The following is a 25,443-nucleotide window of genomic DNA, read 5'->3' on the forward strand; positions in this document are numbered from 1 at the left end:
TGTTTTGAACAGAAAAGTGGTCAAATCGGGATGAATAAAACGTGCATAAAACGGGTCAAAAAGTGCATAGCGTTTTTACGGTTCGAAACGCCTGTTTTTGCAATTTTCAGCCCAGGTATTTTTTGTAGATATCTGCTGCTTCCTGCGGGGTCAGGTTCGCCGCGTCGGCTTTGGCTGCCTCGTCCATATTGTTGAACGATTCGAAAATCTTCGGTGCTCCCAGCTCCATAAGCAGGGTTGCCGGAACTTTTACCCCCTCAGCCTCAAGCAGCTGCGCCGCCTCCAGCGCGGAGTATTTCCCGGCCACCTTGTGCTTCATCACCTCACGAAGCACATCACGCTGACGGTCTTCTTCCCCATAAACACTGCGGCCGAGTCCAAGAGCTTTGGCAAACACCGCAACATCATTGTGCGTTGGTAAAACATCCTCGACGGTTGTTTTCAGTCCATCCGAGGATTTGGTGACAATCTTTCGCTTGCGAACGTCCAGGCTTTTAGCTGCAACGTTGTTAATTTTTTCCATCAGAACTTCGCGAGCCTCGGTAAAGGCACGATTAAAGTCGGCATGTTCCTTGCGCCAGTTGCGGATAGTCGCCTCGTCAATTTCCAGTCGCTGGGCAACCATACGGTTTGAGATCTTGTTACGGGCCAAAGCCATATCAATAACGATACCGACGTAGGCCTTCTTGAAGCTATTTTTACGGGCCATACGCTTACCTGAAATCGAGTGCTGTTCATATTTTGTTCAAAATCATTTTTCCGCATTTTGTGTGCGGAATAATTCTGAGAAAAAATCTGCTCCGAGGCCGCAAGCCTTCTGGGTTTAAGTGCGGAATTAAAAACGTCAAAAAATGCGGAGTTATCGATTTTCCGTAAAAACTGCGATTTAATGCCCGGAGGCCGCGCAGAATGGGGAGATAGTGGATCGCCCTAATATTTCCACTATGTGGATAACTCAGTCCAAATCCATCTCCACCACTTCACCGAACAGGTGACCGTAAACATCCATTGTGGTTTTGATGTTCGAATGCCCAATAAGTCGGGAAACCTTCAGAATATCGACGCCTTTGTTTGCCAGGCGAGATACAGCAAAGTGGCGAAGATGATGGAATCGCTTAATGCCATAGTCGTTCAGGGTTCTGACGAGAACGCCCTGAGTGCCGTAGCTGGTAGCAAGGCATGCGCCGGTAAACTGATTGCAGATAAGAGGCTCAGAGGTACCGAGTTTACTTTTATCCAGCAACGCGAAAAGCTCACGTGGCATCCTTACCCGGCGCTCCACGCCTCTTTTCAGCCCCTCATGTATAACGCCGTCAACAACATGCCCCCGGATGTCGATCCAGTCGGCTGACACGTCGTTATAAGTAACCGCCAGAGCCTCACCGATGCGCAGGCCACAAATCCCGAGCCAGCACGCGATACGCTCACGAACTGGCGCGTTATTCAGTAACTCCCTGACCGATGATGATGGCGGTATGGTGATGGGTCGACGCTTCCGGCGCGCGGGACGGTCAACAGGGTTAAAAGTGATGAGCCGCTTTTCCACCAGCAGGAAGAAAGCCGAACGAATCCAGCGATGGCAGCCGGTGCGAACCGAATCAACGATATCGCGATGGCTGATAAGGAGAATATGTTTTTCCAGTATCGGCCCGTCTACAGCGAGGAGATCGTGACGGCATTTCGTATATGACGATAGCCGTATGATATTTTTTTCCAGCTTGCTGGCCTGATATCCCAAATAAAACAGAATTAACTTTCGGAAAGTCCAGGAATAGTCTATTCCGCTCCAGCTGGCGGTTCGACAATCCAGCTCGATATTCTGTTTTTGCCAGAAAAGATGTGCGGCATCATCAATATTCTTAAAAATGCGGCGGCGTCCATGACCGAATTTTTCATCCTTCCAGTGGACGTAATATTTTGATTGTCCATTGGCATCAGTGGATTCTTTTATCGAAGCCATGCTGAACAATCCTCACACAAAAAAACATTATCGAAGCCCCTCGGTAAAGGGCTCCTGTAATATCAACTTCATAGAGGAGTAAAACGGAAATTAGTGACATATTTAGCCACCACGATAACCCGCCCTTTCAGATCTTTGGTAGCTGAACAGTGGTAATAATCTCCGTTCGCCTTCGGTTGGTCTTGATCCGAATAGCCGAGGATTTTTTTACCATCATTCAGCTCAAAAACTGCCTCATAAACGGTTCCCCCAGTATCGGCAGGCTCACAATCTGTTAAATGATAGGATGATTCAGTTTCACGAAGTATATCCACGGATATTTCCTCGCCGATTTTCACCGCCTCTCTTGCAGCAATTTCAGTTGCGCATGAAAGAGCGCGAAGAATATTACCTAATTCACTTTTTTCCGGACGATAGTCCACTTCCATTTCAAATGGAGAAAGTCCCGATACAGTGACTGTTATTTTTTTCATCACATTAATCTCTTTATCCCCTAAAGGGGATTTATGGTTACTTATCCGCATAAAGGGATAAACATCACTGCCGGTCCTGCTCGATTTGGCGTATTCCAGCCAGTTGGTTATTCGCTTTTTCGATAGCGGCCAGCAGCGGCTTGATCCAGAGAACAGCCTGGCAATACGTCAGCGCGCTGGCGGTAGTGGTGCTATCACCGGCTGCGTCAGCGTTCCCGGAATCGGTGAGCATTGCGCTGGCACGTAAACTGTTCGCGTAGCTGAGCAGCCCACCAGCGACATCAGCAGGAACAGGTAGATTACAGGTTTTTTCACGATGGAGAATCTCCCTATATTCGATAACCGTGCTATCGGAGCTGACATCAATAAGTGAGTTAAGTCGGCTGGCGTTTTCGGCCACCTGGTTAAACCGGTTGAAGTTGAAAGCTTGAGCAGCGATAACCGTCCCCTGCAGGTTATTGTCACTGCGCAGAACGTCATTATCACTCTTCAGCGTAGCAACGTCAGAGCGGCTGTTTGCCAGCAGGATGCACAATACAGCAGTAACAATCACCACGGCCACCAGCACTATCCAACGCCATACGGATTTAATATCGGCAAAGTTGATCATTGCAGACCATCCATACAGAGCTGCTTCTCTGCCTCACGACGAGTTACCAGCCCTGGCAAGATTGTTTTCCCAGCGTATACCCATCGGGGGAACTGGTTACATGCTGAGGGCCAGGCTTTTGGACCTTCACGCAGGAATGCATAAAGTGTCGATTTACGCATTGTCCCGCAGCCGATGTTGAACGTAATGGACGTCACCGCCGAAAACGTGTCATCACTGAGATTTCCCCCGTTACCGTATGAGTTAACACAGCGTTCAGCGTCGAGAATATTTCGTTCCCAGTCAGCAGCAATCTGCGCATCTGTCTTTCGCACGCCAGTTTTTACACCGTGAGTATTGCCAACCCCATCAGTGAGTTTTGCAGCCGGACAAAGATATGGATCACGGCGACAACCTTCCGCATTACCGATTAACTCCAGACCACGCTCATTCGTTCGGACGTTACCATTGCCCAGCACTATGGCGATAATCGCTGCAACAGAACAAATAGCGCCAACTGCGCCGCCTTTTTTAGCCAGTTGGGCCATTATTCACCTGCCTTTGTCAGTGCATCCGCGACAACGCTGACCGCTGCCGGACGCTCGGATTTTGGTTTATCACTAACTCCATCGAGATAATCGCGAATCATCTTCGTTCGCTTTTCATCCTCTTTTCTGCGCCGGCGCGCATCAAGACGCCCATTGACGTAAGACACCAGCGAGATAATCAGGCCAACCGCCCCGAAGAACATGTAAACCATGTCCTGAGTTGTGAAGCCCAGTGCAGCGGCAAGTGTTCCCAACCACGCAAAGAACTGCGTGAATATGTTCCCTGAGTGATCGTTCATTTTCATGTTCTCTCACCTCGCAGTGTGCGGGTGCTGTGTGTAGGGGTCAGGCTCTCGGTATGAATTTAACGATGAAGCTCATCGGTGAGGGTTACCGGAGCCTGAAAAAGAAAAAGGCCGCCAATCGGCAGCCTAAAGAAATTTTAATGCCGGGGTTTTTATCCACGCCCGGCGCGTGGTTTCCCAGCTTTCCACAGGCAAAGGAAATTGCTAAATTGTTTATTCCACAGACAATTAGGGAATAACCATGGATGTAGGATTACTTATCGCGTCCCTTAAAAACGGGATCGGCGCGCTTTCTGCTGTGCAGAGTAACGAGGTCCTGCGCGAGCGCATCGCTTTCATTGGAGAGCAGATCGACGTACTTCAAAAAGCCCATGCTGCCACCATAGAAGAACTTGCCGAGGCGAAGGCCAAGTGCGTAGAACTTACGAAGGAAGTAGCGGCTTACCGGGCAAAGGATGAGTTTGTCGAGCACATGGGCGCGGCCTTTAGAAAAAATCCCGCGGGTGGGTATATCAGCGCGGTTTATTGTCCCAACTGTCTTAAACAGGTCGGTAGCGGGTTCGATGACTTTCCTTACCATTGCGGCTCCTGCGGCTGGACTTCACGATTTGAAGGAAGGGAAATTGATAACGTGATGAAAACTCTTCCGTAGTACCAATGATAACTATCACAACTCTGGAGAATTATTTATGAGCAGCATGCTTGACCCACAGAATTACAATAAAGAAATGCGTGAGAAAAAGATTGACTTGATGCTCTCAGCCATGGGGCCAATGAATGAGAAGTCGGCATTTCTTTTGGCTTTAATGATCAAACACTCAGATGACCCAGCCGCAACAATTAGAGAGATCGGAGACTGTATCGAGGCGGTCTACGGCGCGGGTGAAAATACTGACACATCTCAGGGGTCAAATTTTAGCGAGATGAGGCTGATGTACCACAGTGCCATAAGCATCTATCATAAAATTAAAGACATTTAGCAAAGCAAACCCCGTGATGATGCGGGGTTTTTTTTTGGGGCAAACAACGCAAAAGCCCCACGGGGTTAACCGCAGGGCTTGATGATCATTTCTTAAAAATGTCTTCAGTGTCAAAGGTTTCTATATGAATTGGCTCACCAATATCCACTATTACCCTGTAGATGGAAAAATAGTCGTGGTAGCAAGTGTTACGGGGTAGGCCAACAATCTCTCTTGCTCTTTGCTTCGCATTTTCTACGGAAGAAAACACCCCCAATAGATGCGACGGAGAATCCCTATAGCCACCCTCTAAGATTATTACAACGCTCATGCCTAATCACCATTCAAGTCTTTGCTTCTATGCCTTTAGTAAGGCTCACACATTAACAATACGTGGACTATGGTGTTTATTGGTTAATTAAAATCAACAAAAAACCCGCTCAGAGGCGGGTTTGATTTCATGCAGGCGCAATAACCTACGATTTGAAGCATACATGACAAGTTCGGACAAAATCAAGCTTAAAGTCGCTAATTTGCTAAATTTTGTTCACATCATCACGAAAGTTCGTTGCGTCCTGAAACGCGGAGTCTGCTTTTTGTTCTTCTCTGTAGCAGACGTCGACAAGTCCCTCCAGAAACGGTTTCCAGTTACGTGTCCACGTTCTGACGTGCAAATCCGGGACTCGCTTCAGTATCGCTTTATAGGCTGCAGTAGACGGCACCCCAGAAAATCCATTTCCGCTGCAGCGCTCGCAGGTTTTAAACACCGGCGCGCCGCGCTCGCTTGTGGCTTTGCGGTCGAGCACCTCACCTTTACCGCCGCAACGGCAACGGGCGCTGATCGTTCCCTTGCCATCGCAAGCATCACAGACCGCCGGCACAACCTCTGTTACCTCCGTCCACTTCTCCCAGTCAGACGGTCGAACAGCACGAGAGCGGCAGGCCCAGTATGGAGCTTTACCCCATGGGTACGAAACCTTGCGGGTAATCTGCTCGCGGGTTGTTCGTCCGGTACCACTGCAACTGTGACATGTCACGCTGGTGGCCGCCGAACGGGAGTAATCAGCAAAGGCAAATTGTGCCAACATCTGCATGCACCATCCAAAATGCCCACCAGCTGCTTTGCGAACATTCTTCGGTGCGACATCCATCGCATATCGCGCCAGCGCCTGAACTGCGAGCTGTTCATCTGTTTTGCTGATGCCGGCCTTGCCGAAGAAAGCAGCCAGGCCGAAGCGCGCACGGCTGCTGGTGGTGCCAATCGCCGCCATTACGTCTGTTCCTGTAAGGCGGTCCGGAGAGGTTCCCTTCACGTCGTCGCTGATGTGCATTCCCTGAGGGCTAAAGTGTTTTAGTGATGCCTCCAGTTTCATTATTCGCACTCCCCAACAAGATTAAGAATGACCGCCGCGCCGTTGTCTTCCATGAATTCGTCCTTTCCGCTTTCCAGAAACCAGCGGCATACCTCGATAGCTTCAGCTCGCGTTACGGGTTTGATGGTTGCCAGCAATTTTTCAAGGTAGCGCTCGCGGTCATATACAGATTCGTGATGCTCGGAGTAACCAAATTCATAACCGAGTTCCTTTCCCGCACTATGGCGAACGCTGTAGAGCCAGTCCCAGTAAACAAACTCACGAACAACATCAGACAGCGTATAAGGCTCAGGCATCACATCGCGATATCCCTCAACAAATGCCCGACGCTGTTCATCAATTTCGTTCATGCGGCTGCCGTTAATGCTGCCAGCTTTCTTCTCGGCCGGAGTCCAGCCCCAAAGATGATCGTCGATAAATTTCTGGGAAGACTTAATTACTCGCTCGGCCTCCACATCTTCGAGAGCTGCCTCATAGCTGCCGAACGTGGCCCTTACTGATGCTGCTTTTTTGATGTCCTCCCGGGCGTTCCTGATTGCCTGGGCCGGGTTATCCATGCCGATGGTACCGAAAGCAACCTGGAAAGGATCTCCACCATTCGCCAGCAAATAACGCGCGTAACGTTCCTCGGCCTCTTTTGGGGAGATTTTAATTTTCTCCAGCGCGGCTTCGGCTGCGTCCAGATGTGCGGGTTCGTTCAGGCGGATAACCTCCAGCACCCAAAGATAAGCGTCAGTCTGCTTATGCCCGGTGATTCTCCGTTGCTCGGGCAGAGGCTTGATGTTTGCGAGGGCGGAGCTGTGCGCTGCCGTCGGGATGGTGAATAGTGCTTTATGTTCGTTGTTATCAGTACGCATTACGCAGCCACCTTTTTCTTGTAGAAGACCAGCTCACGAACTTCATCGCCATTCATGAGCATATCGTTAAAGTCACCGTTGTCCGGCCAGCGTACGCTGACTTTCACAAGGTCATTTTTCGCCAGCAGATTGGCATGGGCGCACTCAAACGCCGCAGCCTGCCCGGTGGCAGAATGCTTGTCCATATCAGCGAAAACGATCAGATGTTTTACCCCTGCCGGCACCCGGAATTTTTTCATGAAATTGCTGTTCATTACCGCCCAGGTATTCACACCATAAATCTGATAGCAGGAGAGCGCCGTTTCGATACCCTCTGCAATCCCCAGCGTTGAGGACACGGGAAACATACGGATGGCTACCGAGCGGGCATATTCGAGGTAGTTATCTTCCTGCAGGGATTTTTGACGTTTGGCGCTTTCCCCCAGCGGCGCTTTGCGATCCCCTTCAAGTAAGGTTCGGTGGAGATAGCACAACTCACCTTTGTCATCGGTGGCAAGAGCGTAGAGGGCATGATAAATCCTGCCCGCATGGCGCTGTTTTTCGCAGAACCGGATCGCCTCAGAGGGTAATTTGTTGATCCCGCGCTGGCGCAGATACCCTTCCCCGTTGGTACCGCGCAAGGGCAGCAGCTTCGCGAATTTACTGATGGCGCGCTGGCGTAGCTTAGCCGCCGAGCTGTTGACCGGGATTTTCTCCCGGCGGTAGTCATTGCCAATGAGCTGATCCACCTCCGCGCAGAGTGCTGAGAAAGTCTTCCCGGTCTGCGTGAGGGAAAGCAGTTTCATGCCGTCGCCGCTGCCACATACGCAGATCCACGTCCCGGCACCGTCGCGGTCATCAATACGAAACTTGCTGCGCGCGCCGCATACGGGACATTCTCCCTTGTAGTGATTTTTTCCGGTTATGGGCGGCAGGCCGTAATGTTCAAGAATTTCCGTCCAGCGGCCTTTTGCCGCTTCTGCTGTCTTCACGCTGTTCTTCTCCCCAGCATACTACGAATGTTTTCAACCTCTTGTTTTGCGCTGATGATCCGGTTTGTGGTGGCCGCGCTGTCGGTGGGCTCACTCGCCTTGCTGTCGGCCTTCACCCGTCCCTTCGCAAATTTGATAAGTTTGTGCCTGATGTAGTTGTTTACCTCCGGGGTAATCTCCATCGGAAAATCGCTCAGCCCGTTGGGCCATTCATTGAACTTTTCGCGGAATGTATGCGCACACCAGCCGTCACTGATGGGTTTACCCATCGAAGTGCGCTGGCGCTGATAGAATTTGATCTGGCTCCACCAGGACTGTTTGTCCGATTTGGTGTAAACCTTTTCGCCCTTGCTGAGCTTTTTGATATTGCGTTGCGTGTCGGTTTCCACATCCTCGCCGACCAGCGGTTTAAATCCGCATTTCGGGCAGACGTAGACACCTGCAGGTTTCATGAAATGACACTCCGGGCATTCCTTCGGGAGTTTTTCCTCCCGTTCTTCGGCTACGCGGGCTGCAGCTTCTTTCATCCCGTCGTTTTTCGAGGGCAGATCGTTGTACTCGATGGCATCAGGAAATCCCAGGCGATGGACGGTACCGCTGTGATCGAAGATAAGGCAGGCATCTTTCCCCGGGGCAGTTCGCAGACCACGGCCCAGCGCCTGAAGCCAGCGAATTTCGCTTTTTGTCGGTCGGGCGTAAATGATGCAACGAACGTCACTGTCGAAGCCCGCCACCAGTACGCCGACGCTGACGATGATTTTTGTAGCGCCCGTCTCGAAACGGTGGATCATCAACTGGCGTTCTTCGTGCGGCGTTTCAGCCACCATGACTTCGGCATTAACACCGGCTTTGTTGAACTGCATAGTGACGTAATTGGCGTGGGCCTTATTGACGCAGAACGCCACCGTCGGCAGATCACGGCCATTACGCAGCCAGTTATCGACAATATCGCCCACCAGATCAGAGCCACACATAATCTCCGCCAGCTGTGCTTCGTCGTAGTCGCTGCCATACTCCATCGATGCTTTAGTCTTAACGCCTTTCAGATCCGGTTTGGTTGGCGCGAAAAATTCGTAATTGCTCAGATCGCCGCGCTGGATAAGTTCTCCGATGGTGGTCGGCTTAATCAGACGCTGGTAGTAATTCCCCAGGAAGGGTGAAAACGGGGTACCGGACAGGCCAATAACCTTCGCTTTGGTTTCTGTGGTGATCCGTTCAATCTCTTTCAGGATGCGGCGTTTGCGCAGATGGGCTTCATCCACAATCAGCAGATCGATATCCTGAGGAAATTCGCGGCGGATCAGAGTGTCGGCGCTGGCGATCTGAATCTGCAGGCTGGGGTCATAGTTCGGATGGTCACGCCAGATAAAGCTGATCTGGTCTTCCGGTAGGCCATACTGAGCAAATCGCTGTGCCGTCTGGTTAATCAGGATGGTGTAAGGGGCGACAAACAGAACGCGCATACCACGGCTTACCAGACCAGCAGCAACGAAAGCAGCCAGCCCTGTTTTGCCGCTGCCAGTCGGCATATACATCATGAAAGATTCGTATGCCTTCCAGTCACGGCGCAGCATATTGAGTGCGCGTTCCTGTGCAAAATTCGGTGTGATGTTCAGCATTATCAACCCCTTTACGTTTCACTCTTCCAGGAAAAACCTTCCCGGTTTCATACCCGATCCACTGCGTACCACATTGCTAGTACAGTGGCGTTTTTGGGCTCAGTCTCTGAGATCTGCACCTACCTAACCAATGGAGCTGCCTTCTGGAAAAGGCCTATTCCCATCCCTCTCCGATCTCCCCCCTTACCCCCCTCTTACCTCTCCCTTACTCCTGTACTAGCAAACAAGTACATCGAGACAGAAAAAGGTAACCGGGAGTTACCACCCCACCAGCAGTTGACACCTTTAAGTCAGACTGCAACCGGGCACCTTTAAGCCCGGCATCATTCAGGTGCGGTGTTGCGTTCCAGCCAGGGGTGGCAGAGCCGTATACCCCTGAATTGCACGGCCGTGTGTTTCAACGAACCGGCGAAGCCTCACATTGGCTTCATGCCTTGCCCGGTTCTCCTTGCGGTATGACACGGGTTCAGCGTCAAACGTGATTTCGTAAACCTCTGCATACTTCAGCGAGACTTTCCGCCTCAGGGATGGAGGTAAACCCAGTAATTGCTGTTGTATCCAAGCCGCATCTGCCTGGCTGCAAAGCGATGGCATTTCAACCTGCACATAATCCGGGTACATATCGCCTCCGGTAAATTCAGACAGCCTTAACTTTTTCGCCGCAGGAAGTCAGGGATCCCATCGTCTGGCGATGGATACAAATCAGGACGAACATCATGAGGAACAATTTTCCAATCAGTCATTTCACATATTGTTAAAACATAACGTGGCGGGATAACCGATTTAGAGAACCATTGGTTTACAGCTTGAGGTGAGATTCCAAGCACCTTAGCAATCGCTCTCTGAGAGACAGAACTCCGTAGTCGAGAACGGATTTTTTCATCCATATGACACCATCAAGTTAAAATTGACAACACACTAAGAATATCAAGTTTAAATTAACATGCAAGATAGAATTTACTCATGTACACTTAAAATCAAGGTTAGCTTTACATATTGGTGTTTGATGTTGTGACTACTGCATCGAGGAGGGGGTAATGAGGACAGCGGAAAGAATTAATGAACTGTTAAAACTTAAAGGATGGAGTCAGGCAGAACTAGCCAGGCAGTTGGGCGTAACAGCACAATCAGTCCAATACTGGACTACTGGCGAGACTTCTCCGCGAGGTAAACGGCTTGCAAGACTGTCTGAAATCAGCGGATTCCCCCAGTCATGGTTTCTTGGTGAGTCAGAGAGCCCGACATTTCCCAATTCGCGCAGAAATGAACCCCATACTGATAGCGTGAGGTTCAATGTGCTTGACGTTGAATTTAGTTGCGGCGATGGCACCAGTGTAAAGGGAGACTTCATCGATGTTGTCAGGTCTATCGAACTTGATCCCGAATATGCGCGCCAACTGGTTGGGAACAGACCTTTCAAAAATATTGAGATAGGTAATGCCAGAGGCGACAGTATGACTCCCACCATTTCTCCGGGAGATCTACTTTTCCTTGATAAATCTGTAACTTATTTCGATGGTGATGGCATTTATGCATTCTGCTTCGATGGTGAATGCTATGTGAAGCGTCTTCAAAAAATGGGCTCTAAAATGGTAGTCCTTTCAGATAATTCAAACTATCAGCCCTGGAGCATTGAGAAAGAGGCACTCAACTTGCTTTACATACAATCCAAGGTAATCTCCTCAGTTCCGTTTAACATCAACAGATTTGGTTAACCATCTGAAATATAACGGGCCAATGCCCGTTTTTTTTGTTTCGATCTCTCCTCCAAAAAAAAACATCAAGTTTAACTTGACGAAATCATATCCTCGCCATATCCTCTAACCATCAAGTTAAACTTGATATCACAAAAGTATTCAAACATAGCTTGGGGATATAAATATGCGTACTAAATCCACCATAGAACTTATTGCAATGGCGCAGGCCGTATTAGTCTCTTTAATCGAATCTCACAAAGTTATCGAACCATGTGAAATCGAAGATAATCTTGTGGCTATTAACTCCCTCTTAGTTGATGCCTCAATTTCATCTTCTCAAAAACCGGTAACTACAAAAACGAATATAAAACCCAAATCGGCAACAGCAATGCTAGAAGATCTCGCTGCTGAGATTCACGAAAATACATCGTTGTTAGAATTAATATTTAGAAACTCTCCAGATATGGGTGAAACAGATAATGCTTTGTCTTGTCTCCTACGTTCAATGCTCAAGACAGGAGAAAAAGCTTATGGATATATCGAAGTGTTGGAAAAAAGCACGCCATACGCTGGAGATGAAAAATGAATATTTCCGCAAACAACGCAATCGACCAAGCAGAGAAAATCATCACTGATATTTTCGAAAATGGCGAACACGATAAACAGACTGGTGACGGTCTTTATCGAGTTATGACACTATTAGCTGATGCACGCTCATCTATAGGCGACATTGACGATCTCTTTTTCGATGCCGTCATTACGGCAAGAAAGTTAGAAGCGCTTTCCTGTATTTATTGTGAGCAATATTTCACTGATGAAGATAATGAAAGGCAAGAAACATATTTAGCCGCTGCGATACATGAATATGCAGCAAAGTCATGCAATGAATTAAAAAGCATCGAAGAAAAACTTAATTAAATAACGCAATGAATTTAATTACGCCTTAACTGGTGTGGATTCCTGCAATCTGAAAACAGGATGGTTTTAAAAATGACTTTTATTAAAGATAAAGAAGCATACAAAACTGCATGTCTTTTCTTTATGTCCTATGGCGAGGAGTACCGCCATATATCTGACCTTTTCATGCGCAAAGCCTATGGAGTATGAATATGAGCAAACGAATCCCAACAACGGTAAACGCACGTAACTGGACGACACAGGAAATGAGCGTACACGCTGAACAATTGTATTTCTTGTTGCAAGCGATATCGGAAAATTTCTTGAAGATAGAAGACGACCAGCGATTCGCTCTAATTGAGATAGCCTGGAACCATTCCGGAGATATTAACGCATGGTTTAGTGAGAAGGAAAAACATGATGGATAAGTTAATAGAAACATATCGCCGTCGAATTCTTAAAGCTGCGTTATTACGCCACCAGCGTAAAACTGGCAGTAACTGCCTTGTTATTAAGCTCAATAAAGGCGGCATTAACACGGTCGAGTTAACAGAGATTCTTCTCGATGGATTATTACGAAAATTCGAAAGGCTCGCGATCAGTAAGTATGGAAATGTCGAAGGCGTAAAAGCTATTAAGGGGATTTATAGCAGCTCTGTTGATGTTAATGGCAGCGGTGAGTTCCTGACAGAAAGCGGAAAGGCATTAATCGACGAGCTCATTTCAGAGCTGGTTGAGTTCGTCAAAAAGCAGAAACCAGTTAATGCGGAGATCGGCAATGGCTAACCAACAAACAATGCTCTATCAGGGTGTGCTGATCCCCCGCCCCGTGTTGAACGTGGATCTGCATGTCCTCCCTGATTTTACCGGGCGGGTAGTCCTGCACATCGAGAACGGGAGGGTGATATGCGACCGCCAGCTGTTCGACGACGAGCACATTTGCTCACTGGCCACGTTTATCGAAATGGCGCGCGAAATGGATATGGGAAATGAGGAGGTAGCTGGTGGCACTGACAGCGATACGAATTCCTGAGCGGGTACACCTGCAGGCGGTGCAGGTCTTGCTGCGATACCGACGCAAGCGCATATACGCACGACGCATGCACCGCACTGGCTATCTTAGCCTGAAAGTTAACTCACGGTGGAGGCTGTTATCGAAAGACGATGGTCGGAGCTGGGAAGTAATGAGCCATGAAACTTATAACCGGGAGAAAGACAGATGATCGACAACCGCACCGCCAGCGCGATTGACCTGGCACTTCAGAAACACAATACGCCTGTCGGCCCGCTGTTCGTCGCCGAACGTCATGGGCGCATGAAGAAATGTTTTAGCCGCGATACCGCGATCCGTTATCTGGCGTTCTTCATGACCTCTCACGCTTTCGAGATTTCTGGTTTCCAGCAGCGTCACCCAGATGTGCAGGCCATCCACCCACTGAACCCGGATCTGAATTGCTGGCAACGTGGCGGAATCACTCTTGAATATAGAGCCGCCCACCAGCGCTGTGTTCGCCGGCTTCGCCGCATCCTCAGGTATAAACGTGAAGCGCAGAAATGGTGTGACAAGTGGGACGCTATGCATGACCGCTACGTGAAAGAACGTGACGAACTCAAAGCGACAAAGCCTGCCGGAGTACGCTGAATGAAAATCCAATACCAGGACTATGGCGCTGTAGCGAATATCGTTATCACCAGCACCGTATTTGAGTTCCGTAAACATAATCGGGTGGTAGAAACAACTCTGTTTCTGGTGCCGTCCGTGGTCAGTTCGCGGCATGGAACCTTCATCTTGAAAACTGTTATCTCAGGTAAAAACCGCGATGCGCTGCGAGCTTACAGAACTGTACTCAGGGAGGCGGCACGATGAACACGGCGTTTGAAATGTGGGTTCGTAAGCGATACGGAAACCGCTACGACCTGACGCGGGATATTCAGGGGCTTTACTGCCGGGAAGTGGTTAAGCGGATGTTTGAAGTGTGGTGTCACTGCCGTGGCCTTAATATGGTATGAGGTGATAGATGGCGACCCGATATATTGGTATGAAAGAAATGTGCGAGCTTACCGGGAAAAGTAAGCCAACTCTCTGGCGGATGTATGCGAAACGGAAAGAATTTCCTAAGCCAGAGAAAACACCCAGCGGTATTTTCCTCGGTTGGCCCGAGTCTGTTTACGAAGAATGGGTGAACAAAGAGAAAACTGCCGACTTCTGATACTCGACCCGTTACTTGACCTTGTGCAGTAGCGGGTTTCCTATATTTACCGACTAACTTACTGATTTGGTTGGTACGCCCTGTAGGATTCGAACCTACGACCTACGGCTTAGAAGGCCGTTGCTCTATCCAACTGAGCTAAGGGCGCACGGAGACGCGTGCACGTCGTGGTGGTGAAACGCGTGGAATTATACGGTCAATGGCAGGTGAGTCAATGCCTTTTCCCTCATATCCGCCGATAACCCGTAGTGGTTTGTAAATAAGGCTGTTTTTTCAACATTTCCCTACCCGCATCGCCCCTTTTATCACTGCGAAAAGTCCTGGCCGCAATTAAGTAACGCCCGCTGTTTTCCGCTGCCTCACCTCGTCACACTGTTCATTGGTATCACGGCCACAGGGTGGCAGGCAGAGAACAGGACAATGGAGTGACAACGCAAAACCCGGTACGTAACCCTTTCTGCTTTCAGCCTCTTTCCCACTGCATCATCGGCATCAAGCTTGAACCTGTTGTTGCCCTCTCTTCTTCGCGTCAGGTCGGCGCTGAGGTGCTCAGCATACTGGCGGGAGACCGGCAAAATGAGTCCTTTTTTCGCGATCAAACCGCAGAGCAGTCGCTTATGCTGCTGGAAGCGCAGCTGACGGCGCTAAAAAACGCGGTCGGCTGTCACAATCTTTTCGTCAATTTGCCGATAAGTGTCATAACCGTGGCAGAAACATATCAGCGTTTACTCGCGCTGGGATGTCCGCCCCTGAATATCGAGATCGTCGACCCGGCAACCGTCCTCACGCTGTCGGATCCGCAACGTGAGAATGTCCGCCGACGCCTGCAGCGGCTGAGGCGTCAAGGTCACCGTATTTGGCTGGATGATGTTGATGAAGCGTTAGTCCGGTCATTTTTATCCTGTCGGCTACCGTTGCAGGGCGTCAAAATCGATAAATTCGCCTTCTGGCGGCTTCGGGAAAAGCCCGCGTTGGCAGCGCTGGTGGCGCAGTGTTCGCAGCTTGCCGCCAACGTGCTTATCGAAGGGATTGAGACAGACAGGGATCAAGCATGTGCATTACAGGCAGGCGCAAGATTCGGTCAGGGGTATCGCTGGCCGTCCTGGAAATGGCCGGAGGACTAAGCGGTCATCGCCGAGAGGGATGCTATGCGAATGACAGTACGCCGCTACAGGCGTCGTCGGACAGGAAGTGATTCACTGGGATTTACGCTCTCACCTTTTGCTCCCCCCTTTTTCGATCGCCTCGAATTTTTGAGTCAGTCTATTCATCAGGCTCGCAAAACTGACGCCCCTTTTATGCTTCTGGTCACCGAGGATAACTTTTTGCGCGCGGGGTTTCTGCACGGCCAGTCTCCTGTGAGCAACTGCTGTGAGTACACCACGCTGGACGCTGCGCTGAACGCGCTTCATCTTTGGCCCTCCGCACGCCTGGTGGTGGATATTTACAGCCAAACCTCGACGCTTATCGACAGCCTGGACCCGTTGCGCAGGCTGAGCCTCTACCCGCCTTATATTAAGCCGTACCTGCTGATCCGCGCTGATGATTACGATGCCCGTCTGTTTTGCCAGGCCGCCGGCCCTTTTCACATTCTGGAACGTCAGCTCACGCTTACCGCCCTGCACAAACAATTACTGGAGCCTTCCCCGCTCTCCGGCAGCAAGAAAGAGTGGTTTTCCCGCAGTGAATGGCCCCTGCTGCAGGATCTCGCGCGCGGGCTTTCGCTGCGCCAGATTGCACTCCTGCACAATCGCCCTTACAGCCGCATTGTTTATCGTCTCAGCTGCATCCTGACAAAACTGGGGCTCAATCACCGTCAGCAGCTTTTGCATCTTCTTAACAACCTCACCAACGTTACGATTTACTGACGCACTAAGCTCTTCATTCCTAAAGACCTTTAAGAAAGTACTTAACACCAATGTTAATAAAATGTTTAATTTTAACCATTGAGCAATAATTGCAACTATTCCTAATCTACCCCTTTAAACACTGTTAAATACTGCAAAAATGATAAACAGGAGCATTTTAATCCATGCGTTAAGCTATTCGATTTAACGTTAAAAAGTTGATAATGATGTAAAAACAAGCAGCTTAGCGTAATACCGGGAGAGCCAAAGATTAACAAATCAGCAGATCCTGCTGCGCACTGCGCCGGGATTACGGGCGTGGCGTTCGCTATTTCAAACGAAGGTAAATGGTGCTAAAAGTGAAGAAATCCGAGTCTGGCGGACTGACGGGAGAGTGTGTTTTTTGACCTTAAAATTTAACAAACGATCAACATATAGTGGTATCTTTTATTTTTTGTTATTACATACAGATGAAAAATTGCAGTAAAGGGAATAACAGGACATTTCCGCTAAAATTAAAATCCCTGGCCTTGCTCTCCAGAATATAATATCCATCAATATGCCGGAATTAATTTACAGGCTTTTCGGAGAAAACTTACACGGTATAATAGGACGCGTTTCAAATATGAATAAGAAAAACCTCTTTGCCATTATCCATTAAATGAGATACCGACACGGAGGAACTGTTCTTTTACTACGTTAACAAGGATGCTTTCGCTCTTTCCAGGGAAATACTACCGTATAAGGATCTGCACACTTATCCTTCCGGCTTTTCGAGAGTTTTCGCAAAACTCAGCATAACGCTTTTAACAATCTGAGGCATAAAAAATGAAACCGGCATCCGTTATCATTATGGACGAACACCCTATCGTCAGAATGTCGATAGAAGTCCTGCTACAGAAGAATAGTAATATCATCGTCAAACTCAAATCTGGAGACAGCCATGAAGTGCTGGACTGCGTGCGTAACCATGATATCGATCTGGTGATCCTCGACATTGAGCTTACAGGGACAGATGGTTTCGCATTACTTAAGAGAATCAGGAACTTAAACAAAAACATCAAAGTGCTTTTTCTCTCGTCCAAATCCGAGGCCTTTTATGCCGGTCGCGCCATTCGCGCCGGGGCAAACGGTTTTGTCAGTAAACGAAAAGATTTAGGTGAGATTTACAACGCGGTAGAAATGATCCTCAACGGCTATTCGTTTTTCCCTTCAGAGACGTTGAGTTTTATAAATCATTTGGGCTCGCGCACCGGCGCTGCCGTGGATATGCCATTATCAAATCGTGAGGTGACGGTACTTCGTTATCTGGCGAATGGATTATCGAATAAGGAGATTGCCGAGCAGTTATTATTAAGCAACAAAACAATAAGCGCCCACAAATCCAATATCTATTCCAAGCTGGGCGTGCAAAGTATTGTTGAGTTAATTGATTACGCGAAAGCGCACGAATTGCTGTAACCTGAATTCACTCCCTGCAACTTACGTGAGTTGCAGGGAGTGCGGTCAGCGCTAATTATAATTAATCATAAAGGTCGCATCGGCATCCGCCCGACCGGGCTGGGGATTATCGGCCGTGGCAATATAATTGGCATAGAACGCCAGCTCAGCATTTCCCAGCGCATCCACGGTTACAGGCTGGCTGGCCTGCTCCAGCGCCAGGCGCGTTTTATCCCGATCGCGGATCTCCACCGCGACATGCGTGGCATCACTCGCCTCGTTTAATCCCAGCAGGCTGTTGTCACTCCCGTCCGCTTTGCCCGAAAAGGTAATGGACGCCGCCCCCGGCGGACACCCGGTCAGCTTCAGCGTAAACGGCATTGGCTGCGTGCGGCTGCCGGTGGTTCTGAGCTGTTTGGTCGGCCAGGTGCCAAGCGGCACGGTTTTGTCGCTGTCGCTGCCCTCCGCCACGCAGGTGAAATCGACGATATTGCCGTAAAGCTGGATGTTAATTTCCCCCAGCGCCGTGTTTGCCCCCGCACTGGCGTGGAACATCAGCAGCGCAGCCGCTGCCGCATATAGGGTGACACTCCGCATCACGCCTCCTTAATCGTAATCCACGCGCAGATAACCGCGCGAGGTGAAGCGGCCTTCCGCCGGTTTATTGCCCGTCACGCTTACCGGCCAGGCCCGGATCCCCACCTGCGCCTGCGCGTTGTCGTCCAGACGGAACGGTATTTTGCTGCTCAGGCTGTTAGGCGTTAATGGCGTACCGCTGTCGTTGGCAATGATAAACCCCACGTCCTTGTTGTCGGACACCAGCATATTACCGTTCACGCTGCCGCTATCCGCTTCGATACGCATCGTCAGGTAGGCGTTCGCCTCAACGTTGGTGCATTTAATGGCAACGGTTTTGCTCTGGGGCGAAACCTTTTGCGGCCGGTTGCCTGCCCCCGCCTGGCTGAACAGCGACGCGCCAATATCGCCGAAGTCAAATTCCACAATTTGCCCTGCGTTAATGGCGCAGCTCTGCGGCACCTGAATGGTACCGCTGTAGCTGATGGTGTAGACCGGCGTACCGTTGATGGGGTCCGACGACGATGTCGTGACGTAAACGCTGAACATCGTCTCACGCGGGATCTCCACCATATTGATGAAGCGGCGCGTCACCTTGAGCCGGAACACCAGGTTGGAGTCCTTTACCGGAAACGGCTTATTTTTAGCCACATTAGGGTGGCTGCCCATCTGGATAAAATTTTGCGGGGGATAAAAGGCCCCGGCATAGCTGTCGGTTATCTTCATCGCGCCATCGAGGTAGTCATTCAGCTTAAGATACTTGTAGCCATCAATGGTCGAGGTCGGGGTGAATCGGGTCACATAGCTGCGCTTGGTCGTGGTGCCCGTCGTGCCTTTAGGACACACCGCGTTTACCCCTACCCACTGCGATTTTTGACCCAGCGTGACGATCTGACCCACCTGGTTATTTGAGCTGTTAAAGGTATCGGTCAGGTCGTAAAAAATATCCGTCGGCACGCCGTTTTCATTTACACACACCGTCGCCAGCGCGTGTGTAGCCGGAAGGCTTACCAGCACGAGCGCCAGCAGGCCGCGGCGAATAGTTCGTTTATCGATCACAAGAGATCTCCTGTTGTGCAATCGCCTGTTGCAGGCTCTCTTCCGGCAGGCTGTAAGACGCCCGGCACTGCATGCTTGCGCCGTTGCCCCACTGAATGAGCAGTTGTCCCTGGAGCGGCAGGCCGCTTAAGTAAATTTGCCCGTCATCGCCGACCATGCTGGTCACATCGCTTTGCGTTTCGCGCACAACGGCACCAAACGGCACCGGCTGGCCGTTGCGCGTCGCGGTCAGCAAGGCACGCACGCCGATGCGGGTATCGAAGCTGGCGCGGACCAGCGCGCCTTTGGTCGGCACCACGCTCGACACGTTGTTTTCGATGTCGGTATTGTTGCTCATGGAGTTGACGTCCAGCGCCACGCGGTTATAGCGGTAGACGGTGGCGTACGGCATGACCGCGTAGCCGCGCCAGTCGGTTTTGACCCCAGTCTGGTTCTCCACGCTGACGCCCGTCGCACCCGGCGCTTTGATCAGCACGTTGGTGTCGCCCAGCGGCTGGCTGAAGGTCACCCCATCGGCATGCCCGACCACGCCGCCCGACAGCTGCCAGTTGAGATCGTGCTGGTCGCGGGCGTAGTTGTAGCCAACGCCCAGCGTGCCGTAGGTCGCCTGCCAGTTCGCGCTGGCGCTGCCGCTTGAGCCGTTATGGCTGGTGTGGCCCTGGCTCACGCTGTAGTTGAGGTTGCGATCCTTGAGTAAGGTTCCGCTGATCCCGGTTTGCCAGCTGGTATCGCCATCGCTATTGCGGCTGGCAGACGCCGTGGCGTAAGCGCGGTCAATTGCGCTATCGCGGCGATAGCCGTGGCGGGTAAAGAGGCTGAACGGCACAGAAACGTTAAACGAGGCGATGCGGTCCGTCCCGTCGATACCGACGGCCTTATTCCACGACCAGGAGACGGAGTAGCTCACGCCCTTCATCCCGCCCGAGTAGCCGAGCTGATACCAGAGGTTCGACTGATCGGTGCCCCAGTAGGTTTGCTCGCTGCCGGAGACATAAAGCGAGCCATAGTCCCCCAGCGACTGAGAGATATTGAGCTGGAAGCGCCCTTTTTTATTCCACGTCAGGTTGTGATAGCTCTGCACGTCCGGCACGCCGTCGTTGTCTTTGCTGTCGCCGTACTGATAGCCCTCCATGGAGCGCCAGGCCACGTCGTCCAGGGTGTAGAAGCCTTTAGTGGAGTAGCGATAGCCCAGCAGCTGGAAGTTGGTGCCGAAGCCGTTTAAGGATTTCGCATACAGGAAACGCAGGGACTGCCCTTCGTGGCGACTGTCGTCCGCCAGCTGGCTACGGGCGTGGGTAAGATCGAGCGAGACCGCCCCCCAGTCGCCCAGGTTTTTCCCCGCGCCGATAGCCAGCGCGGTGTAACGCGATGCCAGCTGCGTGCCGCCGTACAGCGTATAGCCCTCATTCAGCCCCGCAATCAGCGTACCCTGGGTGAAGAACGGCGTATCCTGCTGGCTGTTGCCGCTGCGGTAATCCCCCGCCACCAGATCGTATTTCCAGCGTCCTTCGCGCTGCAGCAGCGGAACGGTGGAGTACGGCACGGTATAGCGCTGGTTGCTGCCGTCTTTCTCCTCAACCGTGACCTCAAGGTCACCGCTGGATGATGTCGGGTTCAGGTCGGTAATGGCAAACGCGCCCGGCTGCACGTAGCTTTGGTAGATGACGTAGCCGTTCTGGCGGATCACCACTTTGGCAGGAGTACGGGCGATACCGCGCACGGTAGGCGCGTAGCCCTGCAGGCTGTCCGGATACATGCTGTCGGAGGAGTACAACCGCCCGCCGCGAAAACCGAGGCTGTCGAACACATCGTTGCCGGTATTGCTGTCGCCCAGCACCAGCTCGCTTTTGAGAGGAATGACCGTGCGCTGCGCCCAGGTGCCGATATTTTGCCAGTCGCTGCGGCGCTGGCCGTTGCTTTGGGTGTAGCGCCACGCGCCGTTGTTACGCAAGCGCCAGGCACCGTAATTCAGCCCGCTTTGCAGGTTCAGGTAGTAGCTGTCATCGTCGCTTCCCCGGTTGCCGGTAAAGCTGTAGTTCACCAGCGCGGCGGGGATCCCCTCGTCCCACTGATCTGGCGGAATGTACCCGCGCGCGCTGTTCTGCATCGCCACCTGCGGCAGGCTGACGTCGAGGCGCTGTGAGGCAAAGTTGAACGCCGCTTCGCTGCCCGGAATCGCCGTCGTTAGCGGGACACAGGTGTCTCCCTGCACGTTAGCCAGCTCAGGGAAAGCGGCAACGTTAACCCCAAAGCGATCGAGCATTGCGCGGGTAATGCACGCCGACAGTCCGCCCGCCACGGGCGGCGTGTTCTCGGCCTGCTCAAAACGAACATCCTGCGTGCCGATGAACTCATCGTTACGCCAGATATCCACGCGGTAGACGCCCGGTGCCTGCTGGTGACCCTGCTCAAAGCGCGACAAATCCGCCACGTTAGCGGTGTCGTCGGACAAAAATGCCGGGTTGAAATAACTTTCGCTCCAGCCGGTGTGCGGCCAGAGCGTTGTCATCAGTGCCAGTGCAACCGGGCAGTAACGCCATTGAGTGTTCATCGCCCTGACTCTGCTCACAGACTGACGCTACGCGCGGGGGTAATCGCACCGTAATCATTCACGCTCTGCCAGGAGAGCGTCCCGCCTGCGGCTGCGGGCAACACCTGCTGCGCGGAATTTTTAGGGGCAATCATCAGGTTATCCAGCGTCTTTCCCCCCAGCTTGAGGTTAACCAGCGTGACGTAGTACGGCGAGGCGTTGCTGACCTTCAGGTGGTTTCCGACGCGTTCAAAACGCAGCTGGGAGAGCGCCTCTTCTGGCGGCATCGCCAGGTTAGCCGGGCGAACGAAGAGTTTGATGCGCGACAAAATAGCCAGCTGCAGCACGTTGCTGCCATCCTGATGAGATTTACTGACCGAGGGAATGGCTTTGACGTTCATGTAAAACAGCGACTCGCGGTCTGCGGGCAGCGCCGGGCCGGCATAAATAATACGCAGCGTATTTTCACTGTTCGGCTCGCTGACAAACAGCGGCGGGGTGACGGCAAAGGTCTTCTCTTTCTGCCCGCTGGCGTTTTCAATCCATGCGTTAATTAAATAACGCTCTTGTTTATTACTGTTGGTGATAGCCAGCGACGTCTGTTTAGCATCCGCCGGATAAATAACGCGCGTAGCCCCGAGCGCAATACCGCCGGAAGCCTGAGCGAAGGGGGAAACCATCATTAAAATAAAAGATAAAATCAGTCCTGGTTTAATTAGGATGTTCATCACAACCGTACCTTTAATTATGCGTTCGCAGGCGTTAGGGATAAATCAACGTAAACCAGACATCCGACTGAATATTGCCTGGCACGAGGTGTTCGGAAATAGCCCGGTAACGGGCGCTGAAATGAAACGCCAGCTCACTGGTGTTAATGGGCAGCCAGCTTACCGCCGCTGCATTGGGGATAATCTGACGCTGTTGCTCGTCGAAAAGGGCCAGCCCTAAACCGCTGCTGATCGGGGCTTCGCCTGGCCGCGATGTCGCCAGGAAAACCTGCGGATCTTCAGCAGGGGTAGCGCCCTGAAACTGGATCCCCACGATGCGGGAGACATCCACGCTGCAGTCCAGCAGCCGCACGGTGAAAGGCACATTCACCGTTGAGTAACTGCCGACACCGGAAAAGGCGTTGGTGCGGTACTGCCCCATGTCTACGCGCATATTCTGGCTGTCGGGTGCCACGGCACAACCGCCGTTGACCAACTCCCCTCTGAGGTGCACTTTGCCGCCGTCGATGATGACGGTATGGGCGAATGCCGGCAGCGCCATCGCAAGGGTTAACAGCAGTGTCCCTGTCCTTCTCATCCTTCATTCCCGCCGTTAGCGTTAGAGGGCCTCCTCCCTGAGGCCAGTAACATCCCTGTGCAGAAGACTTATTCGTATTTCATCACGAAGGTGGCGTCAGCGTTCGCCTGGCCTGGTGTGGTCGCCGCGGCGGTCGCTTTATAGCGCGCGGTGAAGTTCAGGATGTTGGTCCCTTCAATCAGGTTCTGCGCCGCAGAGAAGGTGGCACCGTCCGGGGTCAGCGTAGTGGACTTGCTGTCGAGGATTTCGATACCTACCCCTTTCGCGGAGTTGTCGTTGTTACCGGACGTCACCGCCAGCAGGGTTTTGTCGGTAGCATCGATCTGGCCGGTGAACGCAACAGCAGCGGTTTTCGCTACCTGCGGATCGCAATCGTTCAGCTCAATGGTGAAAGGAATATTAGAGGTGGTGTCACCCACTTTGGTGAATTTCGCGGTACGGTACTGGCCGAGTTTAACCGTCTGCTCGGAAGAATCGGTATTTACGGAACACGCCGCATTCACTAATTCACCTTTAAAATGCACGGTACCGCCATTAACGGAAACCGGCGTGGTGGTATCTTCTGCATGCGCGGCACCCGCGACCAGGGCCAGTGCAGCAATAACGGTCGTAGCAATGTTGCTAAGTTTCATGTCTATTCCTTTAAAATGTAAATAACCCTTCCCGCAAAAACGGGAATAAGAAATATGCTCAATCAATCAAATGAAAGATTATTTCGGAGGAAACAAAGTAGCCGAGGAACGAATATTAAAACATGTCAAAACACTGCCATTTCGCCAGGTCACATCCTAATCGCGCCTAAGAAATTGACCCTGTCGTCATCAGGGCTTTTGTTCGCGGATCGGGAATTCTCGCAAAGGGTGACTGACAGCGGCGCTCGCTTCTGACAAAATACAGGCAATCCCCCCTTTTGAACGTTACAGACGGAATCCTCTCTCTGATGGCAGCAAAAATTATTGACGGTAAAACGATTGCGCAGCAGGTGCGCTCTGAGGTCGCGGAAAAAGTGATGGCGCGTAAAGCGGCAGGTCTTCGCGCGCCAGGGCTGGCCGTTGTGCTGGTTGGTAGCAACCCGGCCTCGCAGATTTATGTCGGCAGCAAACGCAAAGCGTGTGAAGAAGTTGGCTTCGTCTCGCGCTCCTACGATCTGCCGGAGACCACCAGCGAAGCGGAACTGCTGGAACTTATCGACACCCTGAATGCCGATAAAGCGATCGACGGCATCCTGGTGCAGCTGCCGCTGCCTGCGGGCATCGACAACGTGAAAGTGCTTGAGCGTATCGCGCCGGACAAAGACGTTGACGGCTTCCACCCGTACAACGTGGGTCGCCTGTGCCAGCGCGCCCCGCGCCTGCGCCCGTGCACCCCGCGCGGTATCGTGACGCTTCTCGAGCGTTATAACATCGATACCTACGGCCTGAACGCCGTGGTGATTGGCGCGTCGAATATCGTGGGCCGTCCGATGAGCATGGAGCTGCTGCTGGCAGGCTGCACCACCACCGTGACCCACCGCTTCACCAAAAATCTGCGCCATCACGTCGAAAATGCCGACCTGCTGATCGTGGCCGTCGGGAAGCCGGGCTTTATTCCGGGTGAGTGGATCAAAGAGGGCGCCATTGTCGTGGATGTCGGGATTAACCGACTGGAAAGCGGCAAAGTGGTGGGCGACGTGGTGTTTGAAGATGCCGCAGCCCGTGCGTCATACATTACCCCGGTTCCGGGCGGCGTAGGCCCGATGACCGTAGCAACATTAATTCAGAATACCTTGCAGGCCTGCGAGGAGTATCACGACGTAGAGGACGCGTAAGATGGCGACATTTTCATTAGGTAAACACCCGCACGTTGAGCTGTGCGATCTGCTGAAGCTGGAAGGCTGGAGCGAAAGCGGCGCACAGGCCAAAATTGTGATCGCCGACGGACTTGTAACGGTCGATGGCGTGGTGGAAACCCGCAAGCGCTGCAAAATCGTTGCGGGCCAGACCGTGAGCTTTGAAGGCCAGAGCGTGACTGTTACCGCCTGAGCCGTGTGATGCCCGGTGGCGCGACGCTTACCGGGCCTACATACTGAGTTTATATGGCCCCTCACCCCGGCCCTCTCCCCACAGGGACGAGGGAGAAGACCGCACCGAGCAGTCCCCTCTCACCTGTGGGGAGAGGGTTAGGGTGAGGGGAACAAACCGCTCTTCTCTCACTTTATCCCCCACATCTATCACGGTTAATTATCGATC

At 51.8% G+C, this 25,443-nt stretch carries 37 protein-coding genes and 1 tRNA gene; 19 read left to right on the top strand and 19 right to left on the bottom strand.

Annotated elements, in window-relative coordinates; all coding sequences use genetic code 11:
• Window positions 1-106 precede the first annotated feature (106 nt).
• From I6L58_RS06965 to I6L58_RS06990, 6 genes are all read right to left on the bottom strand, one after another.
• Entirely contained in the window at window positions 107-709 is a 603-nt protein-coding gene (locus I6L58_RS06965; RefSeq protein WP_088207783.1) for a hypothetical protein, read from the bottom strand.
• A gap of 246 nt (window positions 710-955) precedes the next feature.
• Complete coding sequence (locus tag I6L58_RS06970; RefSeq protein WP_088207784.1) at window positions 956-1,960, bottom strand: tyrosine-type recombinase/integrase; 1,005 nt, start codon at window positions 1,958-1,960, stop codon at window positions 956-958.
• A 68-nt stretch (window positions 1,961-2,028) separates the two neighbouring features.
• Window positions 2,029-2,436 carry a hypothetical protein gene (locus I6L58_RS06975; RefSeq protein ID WP_140418798.1) on the bottom strand — a complete coding sequence of 136 codons (408 nt, stop codon included), beginning with the start codon at window positions 2,434-2,436 and terminating at the stop codon, window positions 2,029-2,031.
• A 61-nt stretch (window positions 2,437-2,497) separates the two neighbouring features.
• The gene (locus I6L58_RS06980; RefSeq protein WP_088207786.1) at window positions 2,498-3,043 is read right to left on the bottom strand and encodes a hypothetical protein; all 546 of its coding nucleotides are present in this window, start codon (window positions 3,041-3,043) and stop codon (window positions 2,498-2,500) included.
• Window positions 3,040-3,570: a lysozyme gene (locus I6L58_RS06985; protein ID WP_047345201.1), complete on the bottom strand. Its 531-nt coding sequence runs from the start codon at window positions 3,568-3,570 to the stop codon at window positions 3,040-3,042. Before I6L58_RS06985 ends, I6L58_RS06980 begins: the two co-directional genes overlap by 4 nt.
• Window positions 3,570-3,875 (bottom strand): hypothetical protein, encoded by a 306-nt coding sequence (locus tag I6L58_RS06990; RefSeq protein ID WP_052954575.1) that lies wholly within the window; start codon window positions 3,873-3,875, stop codon window positions 3,570-3,572. The genes I6L58_RS06985 and I6L58_RS06990 overlap by 1 nt, the downstream gene beginning before the upstream one ends.
• A gap of 53 nt (window positions 3,876-3,928) precedes the next feature.
• Between I6L58_RS06990 and I6L58_RS06995 the strand changes: the two genes are divergently transcribed.
• From I6L58_RS06995 to I6L58_RS07005, 3 genes are read left to right on the top strand one after another with little or no spacing between them, the layout of a single operon-like run.
• A complete protein-coding gene (locus I6L58_RS06995; protein ID WP_047345200.1) occupies window positions 3,929-4,114 on the top strand; it encodes a hypothetical protein in 186 nt (61 codons plus the stop codon).
• A gap of 2 nt (window positions 4,115-4,116) precedes the next feature.
• Complete coding sequence (locus I6L58_RS07000) at window positions 4,117-4,527, top strand: coiled-coil domain-containing protein (RefSeq protein ID WP_047345199.1); 411 nt, start codon at window positions 4,117-4,119, stop codon at window positions 4,525-4,527.
• 37 nt (window positions 4,528-4,564) lie between these two features.
• Window positions 4,565-4,855, top strand: coding sequence for a hypothetical protein (locus tag I6L58_RS07005; protein ID WP_047345198.1), 291 nt, complete (start codon window positions 4,565-4,567; stop codon window positions 4,853-4,855).
• A gap of 515 nt (window positions 4,856-5,370) precedes the next feature.
• On the opposite strand, the gene I6L58_RS07010 is transcribed toward I6L58_RS07005, so the two are convergent.
• The 6 genes from I6L58_RS07010 to I6L58_RS07030 form a co-directional block, all read right to left on the bottom strand.
• A complete protein-coding gene (locus I6L58_RS07010; protein WP_088207787.1) occupies window positions 5,371-6,207 on the bottom strand; it encodes an antitermination protein in 837 nt (278 codons plus the stop codon).
• Window positions 6,207-7,064, bottom strand: coding sequence for a helix-turn-helix domain containing protein (locus I6L58_RS07015; protein ID WP_088207788.1), 858 nt, complete (start codon window positions 7,062-7,064; stop codon window positions 6,207-6,209). Before I6L58_RS07015 ends, I6L58_RS07010 begins: the two co-directional genes overlap by 1 nt.
• Window positions 7,064-8,035, bottom strand: coding sequence for a DUF7146 domain-containing protein (locus tag I6L58_RS07020; protein WP_088207789.1), 972 nt, complete (start codon window positions 8,033-8,035; stop codon window positions 7,064-7,066). Before I6L58_RS07020 ends, I6L58_RS07015 begins: the two co-directional genes overlap by 1 nt.
• Window positions 8,032-9,609 carry a DEAD/DEAH box helicase gene (locus I6L58_RS07025; protein WP_254082160.1) on the bottom strand — a complete coding sequence of 526 codons (1,578 nt, stop codon included), beginning with the start codon at window positions 9,607-9,609 and terminating at the stop codon, window positions 8,032-8,034. The genes I6L58_RS07020 and I6L58_RS07025 overlap by 4 nt, the downstream gene beginning before the upstream one ends.
• A 372-nt stretch (window positions 9,610-9,981) precedes the next feature.
• Entirely contained in the window at window positions 9,982-10,275 is a 294-nt protein-coding gene (locus I6L58_RS22900; protein WP_088207791.1) for a hypothetical protein, read from the bottom strand.
• A 26-nt stretch (window positions 10,276-10,301) separates the two neighbouring features.
• Window positions 10,302-10,541, bottom strand: a complete 240-nt coding sequence (locus tag I6L58_RS07030) for a transcriptional regulator (protein ID WP_072057506.1) — start codon at window positions 10,539-10,541, stop codon at window positions 10,302-10,304.
• Window positions 10,542-10,691: 150 nt separating this feature from the next.
• Between I6L58_RS07030 and I6L58_RS07035 the strand changes: the two genes are divergently transcribed.
• The 11 genes from I6L58_RS07035 (at window position 10,692) to I6L58_RS07080 (ending at window position 14,458) form a co-directional block, all read left to right on the top strand.
• The gene (locus I6L58_RS07035; RefSeq protein ID WP_088207792.1) at window positions 10,692-11,369 is read left to right on the top strand and encodes an XRE family transcriptional regulator; all 678 of its coding nucleotides are present in this window, start codon (window positions 10,692-10,694) and stop codon (window positions 11,367-11,369) included.
• A 166-nt stretch (window positions 11,370-11,535) separates the two neighbouring features.
• A complete protein-coding gene (locus tag I6L58_RS22905; RefSeq protein ID WP_254082150.1) occupies window positions 11,536-11,937 on the top strand; it encodes a hypothetical protein in 402 nt (133 codons plus the stop codon).
• Window positions 11,934-12,269: a hypothetical protein gene (locus I6L58_RS07045; RefSeq protein WP_254082151.1), complete on the top strand. Its 336-nt coding sequence runs from the start codon at window positions 11,934-11,936 to the stop codon at window positions 12,267-12,269. Before I6L58_RS22905 ends, I6L58_RS07045 begins: the two co-directional genes overlap by 4 nt.
• Window positions 12,270-12,460: 191 nt before the next feature.
• Window positions 12,461-12,676 carry a hypothetical protein gene (locus tag I6L58_RS07050; protein ID WP_088207793.1) on the top strand — a complete coding sequence of 72 codons (216 nt, stop codon included), beginning with the start codon at window positions 12,461-12,463 and terminating at the stop codon, window positions 12,674-12,676.
• Entirely contained in the window at window positions 12,669-13,034 is a 366-nt protein-coding gene (locus I6L58_RS07055; RefSeq protein WP_088207794.1) for a hypothetical protein, read from the top strand. Before I6L58_RS07050 ends, I6L58_RS07055 begins: the two co-directional genes overlap by 8 nt.
• Window positions 13,027-13,281 carry a hypothetical protein gene (locus I6L58_RS07060; protein ID WP_088207795.1) on the top strand — a complete coding sequence of 85 codons (255 nt, stop codon included), beginning with the start codon at window positions 13,027-13,029 and terminating at the stop codon, window positions 13,279-13,281. Before I6L58_RS07055 ends, I6L58_RS07060 begins: the two co-directional genes overlap by 8 nt.
• Window positions 13,253-13,471: a ParE family toxin-like protein gene (locus I6L58_RS22910; protein ID WP_088207796.1), complete on the top strand. Its 219-nt coding sequence runs from the start codon at window positions 13,253-13,255 to the stop codon at window positions 13,469-13,471. The genes I6L58_RS07060 and I6L58_RS22910 overlap by 29 nt, the downstream gene beginning before the upstream one ends.
• Window positions 13,468-13,890 carry a hypothetical protein gene (locus tag I6L58_RS07065; RefSeq protein ID WP_088207797.1) on the top strand — a complete coding sequence of 141 codons (423 nt, stop codon included), beginning with the start codon at window positions 13,468-13,470 and terminating at the stop codon, window positions 13,888-13,890. Before I6L58_RS22910 ends, I6L58_RS07065 begins: the two co-directional genes overlap by 4 nt.
• A complete protein-coding gene (locus tag I6L58_RS07070) occupies window positions 13,891-14,115 on the top strand; it encodes a hypothetical protein (protein ID WP_088207798.1) in 225 nt (74 codons plus the stop codon).
• On the top strand, window positions 14,112-14,258 hold the full coding sequence (locus I6L58_RS07075; protein WP_088207799.1) for a hypothetical protein: 147 nt from the start codon (window positions 14,112-14,114) through the stop codon (window positions 14,256-14,258). The genes I6L58_RS07070 and I6L58_RS07075 overlap by 4 nt, the downstream gene beginning before the upstream one ends.
• Window positions 14,259-14,266: 8 nt before the next feature.
• Window positions 14,267-14,458: a helix-turn-helix transcriptional regulator gene (locus I6L58_RS07080; RefSeq protein WP_047063480.1), complete on the top strand. Its 192-nt coding sequence runs from the start codon at window positions 14,267-14,269 to the stop codon at window positions 14,456-14,458.
• 71 nt (window positions 14,459-14,529) lie between these two features.
• Here I6L58_RS07080 and I6L58_RS07085 read toward each other — a convergent pair.
• Window positions 14,530-14,606, bottom strand: a tRNA-Arg gene (locus I6L58_RS07085).
• A gap of 277 nt (window positions 14,607-14,883) precedes the next feature.
• Here I6L58_RS07085 and I6L58_RS07090 point away from each other — a divergent pair.
• The 3 genes from I6L58_RS07090 (at window position 14,884) to fimZ (ending at window position 17,766) form a co-directional block, all read left to right on the top strand.
• A complete protein-coding gene (locus I6L58_RS07090) occupies window positions 14,884-15,582 on the top strand; it encodes an EAL domain-containing protein (protein WP_088207800.1) in 699 nt (232 codons plus the stop codon).
• 24 nt (window positions 15,583-15,606) lie between these two features.
• Window positions 15,607-16,326, top strand: coding sequence for a helix-turn-helix domain-containing protein (locus I6L58_RS07095; RefSeq protein WP_006176995.1), 720 nt, complete (start codon window positions 15,607-15,609; stop codon window positions 16,324-16,326).
• Window positions 16,327-17,133: 807 nt separating this feature from the next.
• Window positions 17,134-17,766, top strand: a complete 633-nt coding sequence (fimZ, locus tag I6L58_RS07100) for a fimbria biosynthesis transcriptional regulator FimZ (RefSeq protein WP_058609967.1) — start codon at window positions 17,134-17,136, stop codon at window positions 17,764-17,766.
• 51 nt (window positions 17,767-17,817) lie between these two features.
• On the opposite strand, the gene sfmF is transcribed toward fimZ, so the two are convergent.
• The 6 genes from sfmF to fimA form a co-directional block, all read right to left on the bottom strand.
• Entirely contained in the window at window positions 17,818-18,342 is a 525-nt protein-coding gene (gene sfmF / locus I6L58_RS07105) for a fimbria assembly protein (protein ID WP_088207801.1), read from the bottom strand.
• A gap of 9 nt (window positions 18,343-18,351) precedes the next feature.
• Window positions 18,352-19,362 (bottom strand): type 1 fimbria D-mannose specific adhesin FimH, encoded by a 1,011-nt coding sequence (fimH, locus tag I6L58_RS07110; RefSeq protein WP_390881727.1) that lies wholly within the window; start codon window positions 19,360-19,362, stop codon window positions 18,352-18,354.
• A gap of 7 nt (window positions 19,363-19,369) precedes the next feature.
• On the bottom strand, window positions 19,370-21,931 hold the full coding sequence (locus tag I6L58_RS07115; RefSeq protein ID WP_088207803.1) for a fimbrial biogenesis usher protein: 2,562 nt from the start codon (window positions 21,929-21,931) through the stop codon (window positions 19,370-19,372).
• A 14-nt stretch (window positions 21,932-21,945) separates the two neighbouring features.
• Window positions 21,946-22,638 (bottom strand): type 1 fimbria chaperone FimC, encoded by a 693-nt coding sequence (fimC, locus tag I6L58_RS07120; protein ID WP_006176989.1) that lies wholly within the window; start codon window positions 22,636-22,638, stop codon window positions 21,946-21,948.
• Between the two features lie 34 nt (window positions 22,639-22,672).
• On the bottom strand, window positions 22,673-23,215 hold the full coding sequence (gene fimI / locus I6L58_RS07125; protein ID WP_006176988.1) for a type 1 fimbrial protein subunit FimI: 543 nt from the start codon (window positions 23,213-23,215) through the stop codon (window positions 22,673-22,675).
• Between the two features lie 68 nt (window positions 23,216-23,283).
• Complete coding sequence (fimA, locus tag I6L58_RS07130) at window positions 23,284-23,847, bottom strand: type 1 fimbrial major subunit FimA (protein WP_006176987.1); 564 nt, start codon at window positions 23,845-23,847, stop codon at window positions 23,284-23,286.
• Between the two features lie 308 nt (window positions 23,848-24,155).
• On the opposite strand from fimA, the gene folD reads away from it, so the two are divergent.
• The gene (folD, locus tag I6L58_RS07135) at window positions 24,156-25,022 is read left to right on the top strand and encodes a bifunctional methylenetetrahydrofolate dehydrogenase/methenyltetrahydrofolate cyclohydrolase FolD (protein WP_058609965.1); all 867 of its coding nucleotides are present in this window, start codon (window positions 24,156-24,158) and stop codon (window positions 25,020-25,022) included.
• Between the two features lies 1 nt (window position 25,023).
• Entirely contained in the window at window positions 25,024-25,236 is a 213-nt protein-coding gene (gene ybcJ, locus I6L58_RS07140; RefSeq protein ID WP_088207804.1) for a ribosome-associated protein YbcJ, read from the top strand.
• Window positions 25,237-25,443 lie beyond the last annotated feature (207 nt).

It is taken from the genome of Enterobacter cancerogenus (genome assembly GCF_019047785.1).
In the GTDB taxonomy this organism is placed as follows: Bacteria; Pseudomonadota; Gammaproteobacteria; order Enterobacterales; family Enterobacteriaceae; genus Enterobacter; species Enterobacter cancerogenus.

Excerpts from the sequence above, each read along its gene's own strand:
- I6L58_RS06965 (WP_088207783.1), bottom strand. The coding sequence starts at position 709 with ATGGCCCGTAAAAATAGCTTCAAGAAGGCCTACGTCGGTATCGTTATT.
- I6L58_RS06970 (WP_088207784.1), bottom strand. The coding sequence starts at position 1,960 with ATGGCTTCGATAAAAGAATCCACTGATGCCAATGGACAATCAAAATAT.
- I6L58_RS06980 (WP_088207786.1), bottom strand. The coding sequence starts at position 3,043 with ATGATCAACTTTGCCGATATTAAATCCGTATGGCGTTGGATAGTGCTG.
- I6L58_RS06985 (WP_047345201.1), bottom strand. The coding sequence starts at position 3,570 with ATGGCCCAACTGGCTAAAAAAGGCGGCGCAGTTGGCGCTATTTGTTCT.
- I6L58_RS06990 (WP_052954575.1), bottom strand. The coding sequence starts at position 3,875 with ATGAAAATGAACGATCACTCAGGGAACATATTCACGCAGTTCTTTGCG.
- I6L58_RS06995 (WP_047345200.1), top strand. The coding sequence starts at position 3,929 with ATGAATTTAACGATGAAGCTCATCGGTGAGGGTTACCGGAGCCTGAAA.
- I6L58_RS07000 (WP_047345199.1), top strand. The coding sequence starts at position 4,117 with ATGGATGTAGGATTACTTATCGCGTCCCTTAAAAACGGGATCGGCGCG.
- I6L58_RS07005 (WP_047345198.1), top strand. The coding sequence starts at position 4,565 with ATGAGCAGCATGCTTGACCCACAGAATTACAATAAAGAAATGCGTGAG.
- I6L58_RS07010 (WP_088207787.1), bottom strand. The coding sequence starts at position 6,207 with ATGAAACTGGAGGCATCACTAAAACACTTTAGCCCTCAGGGAATGCAC.
- I6L58_RS07015 (WP_088207788.1), bottom strand. The coding sequence starts at position 7,064 with ATGCGTACTGATAACAACGAACATAAAGCACTATTCACCATCCCGACG.
- I6L58_RS07025 (WP_254082160.1), bottom strand. The coding sequence starts at position 9,609 with ATGCTGCGCCGTGACTGGAAGGCATACGAATCTTTCATGATGTATATG.
- I6L58_RS22900 (WP_088207791.1), bottom strand. The coding sequence starts at position 10,275 with ATGTACCCGGATTATGTGCAGGTTGAAATGCCATCGCTTTGCAGCCAG.
- I6L58_RS07030 (WP_072057506.1), bottom strand. The coding sequence starts at position 10,541 with ATGGATGAAAAAATCCGTTCTCGACTACGGAGTTCTGTCTCTCAGAGA.
- I6L58_RS07035 (WP_088207792.1), top strand. The coding sequence starts at position 10,692 with ATGAGGACAGCGGAAAGAATTAATGAACTGTTAAAACTTAAAGGATGG.
- I6L58_RS22905 (WP_254082150.1), top strand. The coding sequence starts at position 11,536 with ATGCGTACTAAATCCACCATAGAACTTATTGCAATGGCGCAGGCCGTA.
- I6L58_RS07045 (WP_254082151.1), top strand. The coding sequence starts at position 11,934 with ATGAATATTTCCGCAAACAACGCAATCGACCAAGCAGAGAAAATCATC.
- I6L58_RS07050 (WP_088207793.1), top strand. The coding sequence starts at position 12,461 with ATGAGCAAACGAATCCCAACAACGGTAAACGCACGTAACTGGACGACA.
- I6L58_RS07055 (WP_088207794.1), top strand. The coding sequence starts at position 12,669 with ATGGATAAGTTAATAGAAACATATCGCCGTCGAATTCTTAAAGCTGCG.
- I6L58_RS07060 (WP_088207795.1), top strand. The coding sequence starts at position 13,027 with ATGGCTAACCAACAAACAATGCTCTATCAGGGTGTGCTGATCCCCCGC.
- I6L58_RS07065 (WP_088207797.1), top strand. The coding sequence starts at position 13,468 with ATGATCGACAACCGCACCGCCAGCGCGATTGACCTGGCACTTCAGAAA.
- I6L58_RS07070 (WP_088207798.1), top strand. The coding sequence starts at position 13,891 with ATGAAAATCCAATACCAGGACTATGGCGCTGTAGCGAATATCGTTATC.
- I6L58_RS07075 (WP_088207799.1), top strand. The coding sequence starts at position 14,112 with ATGAACACGGCGTTTGAAATGTGGGTTCGTAAGCGATACGGAAACCGC.
- I6L58_RS07080 (WP_047063480.1), top strand. The coding sequence starts at position 14,267 with ATGGCGACCCGATATATTGGTATGAAAGAAATGTGCGAGCTTACCGGG.
- I6L58_RS07095 (WP_006176995.1), top strand. The coding sequence starts at position 15,607 with ATGCGAATGACAGTACGCCGCTACAGGCGTCGTCGGACAGGAAGTGAT.
- fimZ (WP_058609967.1), top strand. The coding sequence starts at position 17,134 with ATGAAACCGGCATCCGTTATCATTATGGACGAACACCCTATCGTCAGA.
- sfmF (WP_088207801.1), bottom strand. The coding sequence starts at position 18,342 with ATGCGGAGTGTCACCCTATATGCGGCAGCGGCTGCGCTGCTGATGTTC.
- I6L58_RS07115 (WP_088207803.1), bottom strand. The coding sequence starts at position 21,931 with ATGAACACTCAATGGCGTTACTGCCCGGTTGCACTGGCACTGATGACA.
- fimC (WP_006176989.1), bottom strand. The coding sequence starts at position 22,638 with ATGAACATCCTAATTAAACCAGGACTGATTTTATCTTTTATTTTAATG.
- fimI (WP_006176988.1), bottom strand. The coding sequence starts at position 23,215 with ATGAGAAGGACAGGGACACTGCTGTTAACCCTTGCGATGGCGCTGCCG.
- fimA (WP_006176987.1), bottom strand. The coding sequence starts at position 23,847 with ATGAAACTTAGCAACATTGCTACGACCGTTATTGCTGCACTGGCCCTG.
- folD (WP_058609965.1), top strand. The coding sequence starts at position 24,156 with ATGGCAGCAAAAATTATTGACGGTAAAACGATTGCGCAGCAGGTGCGC.
- ybcJ (WP_088207804.1), top strand. The coding sequence starts at position 25,024 with ATGGCGACATTTTCATTAGGTAAACACCCGCACGTTGAGCTGTGCGAT.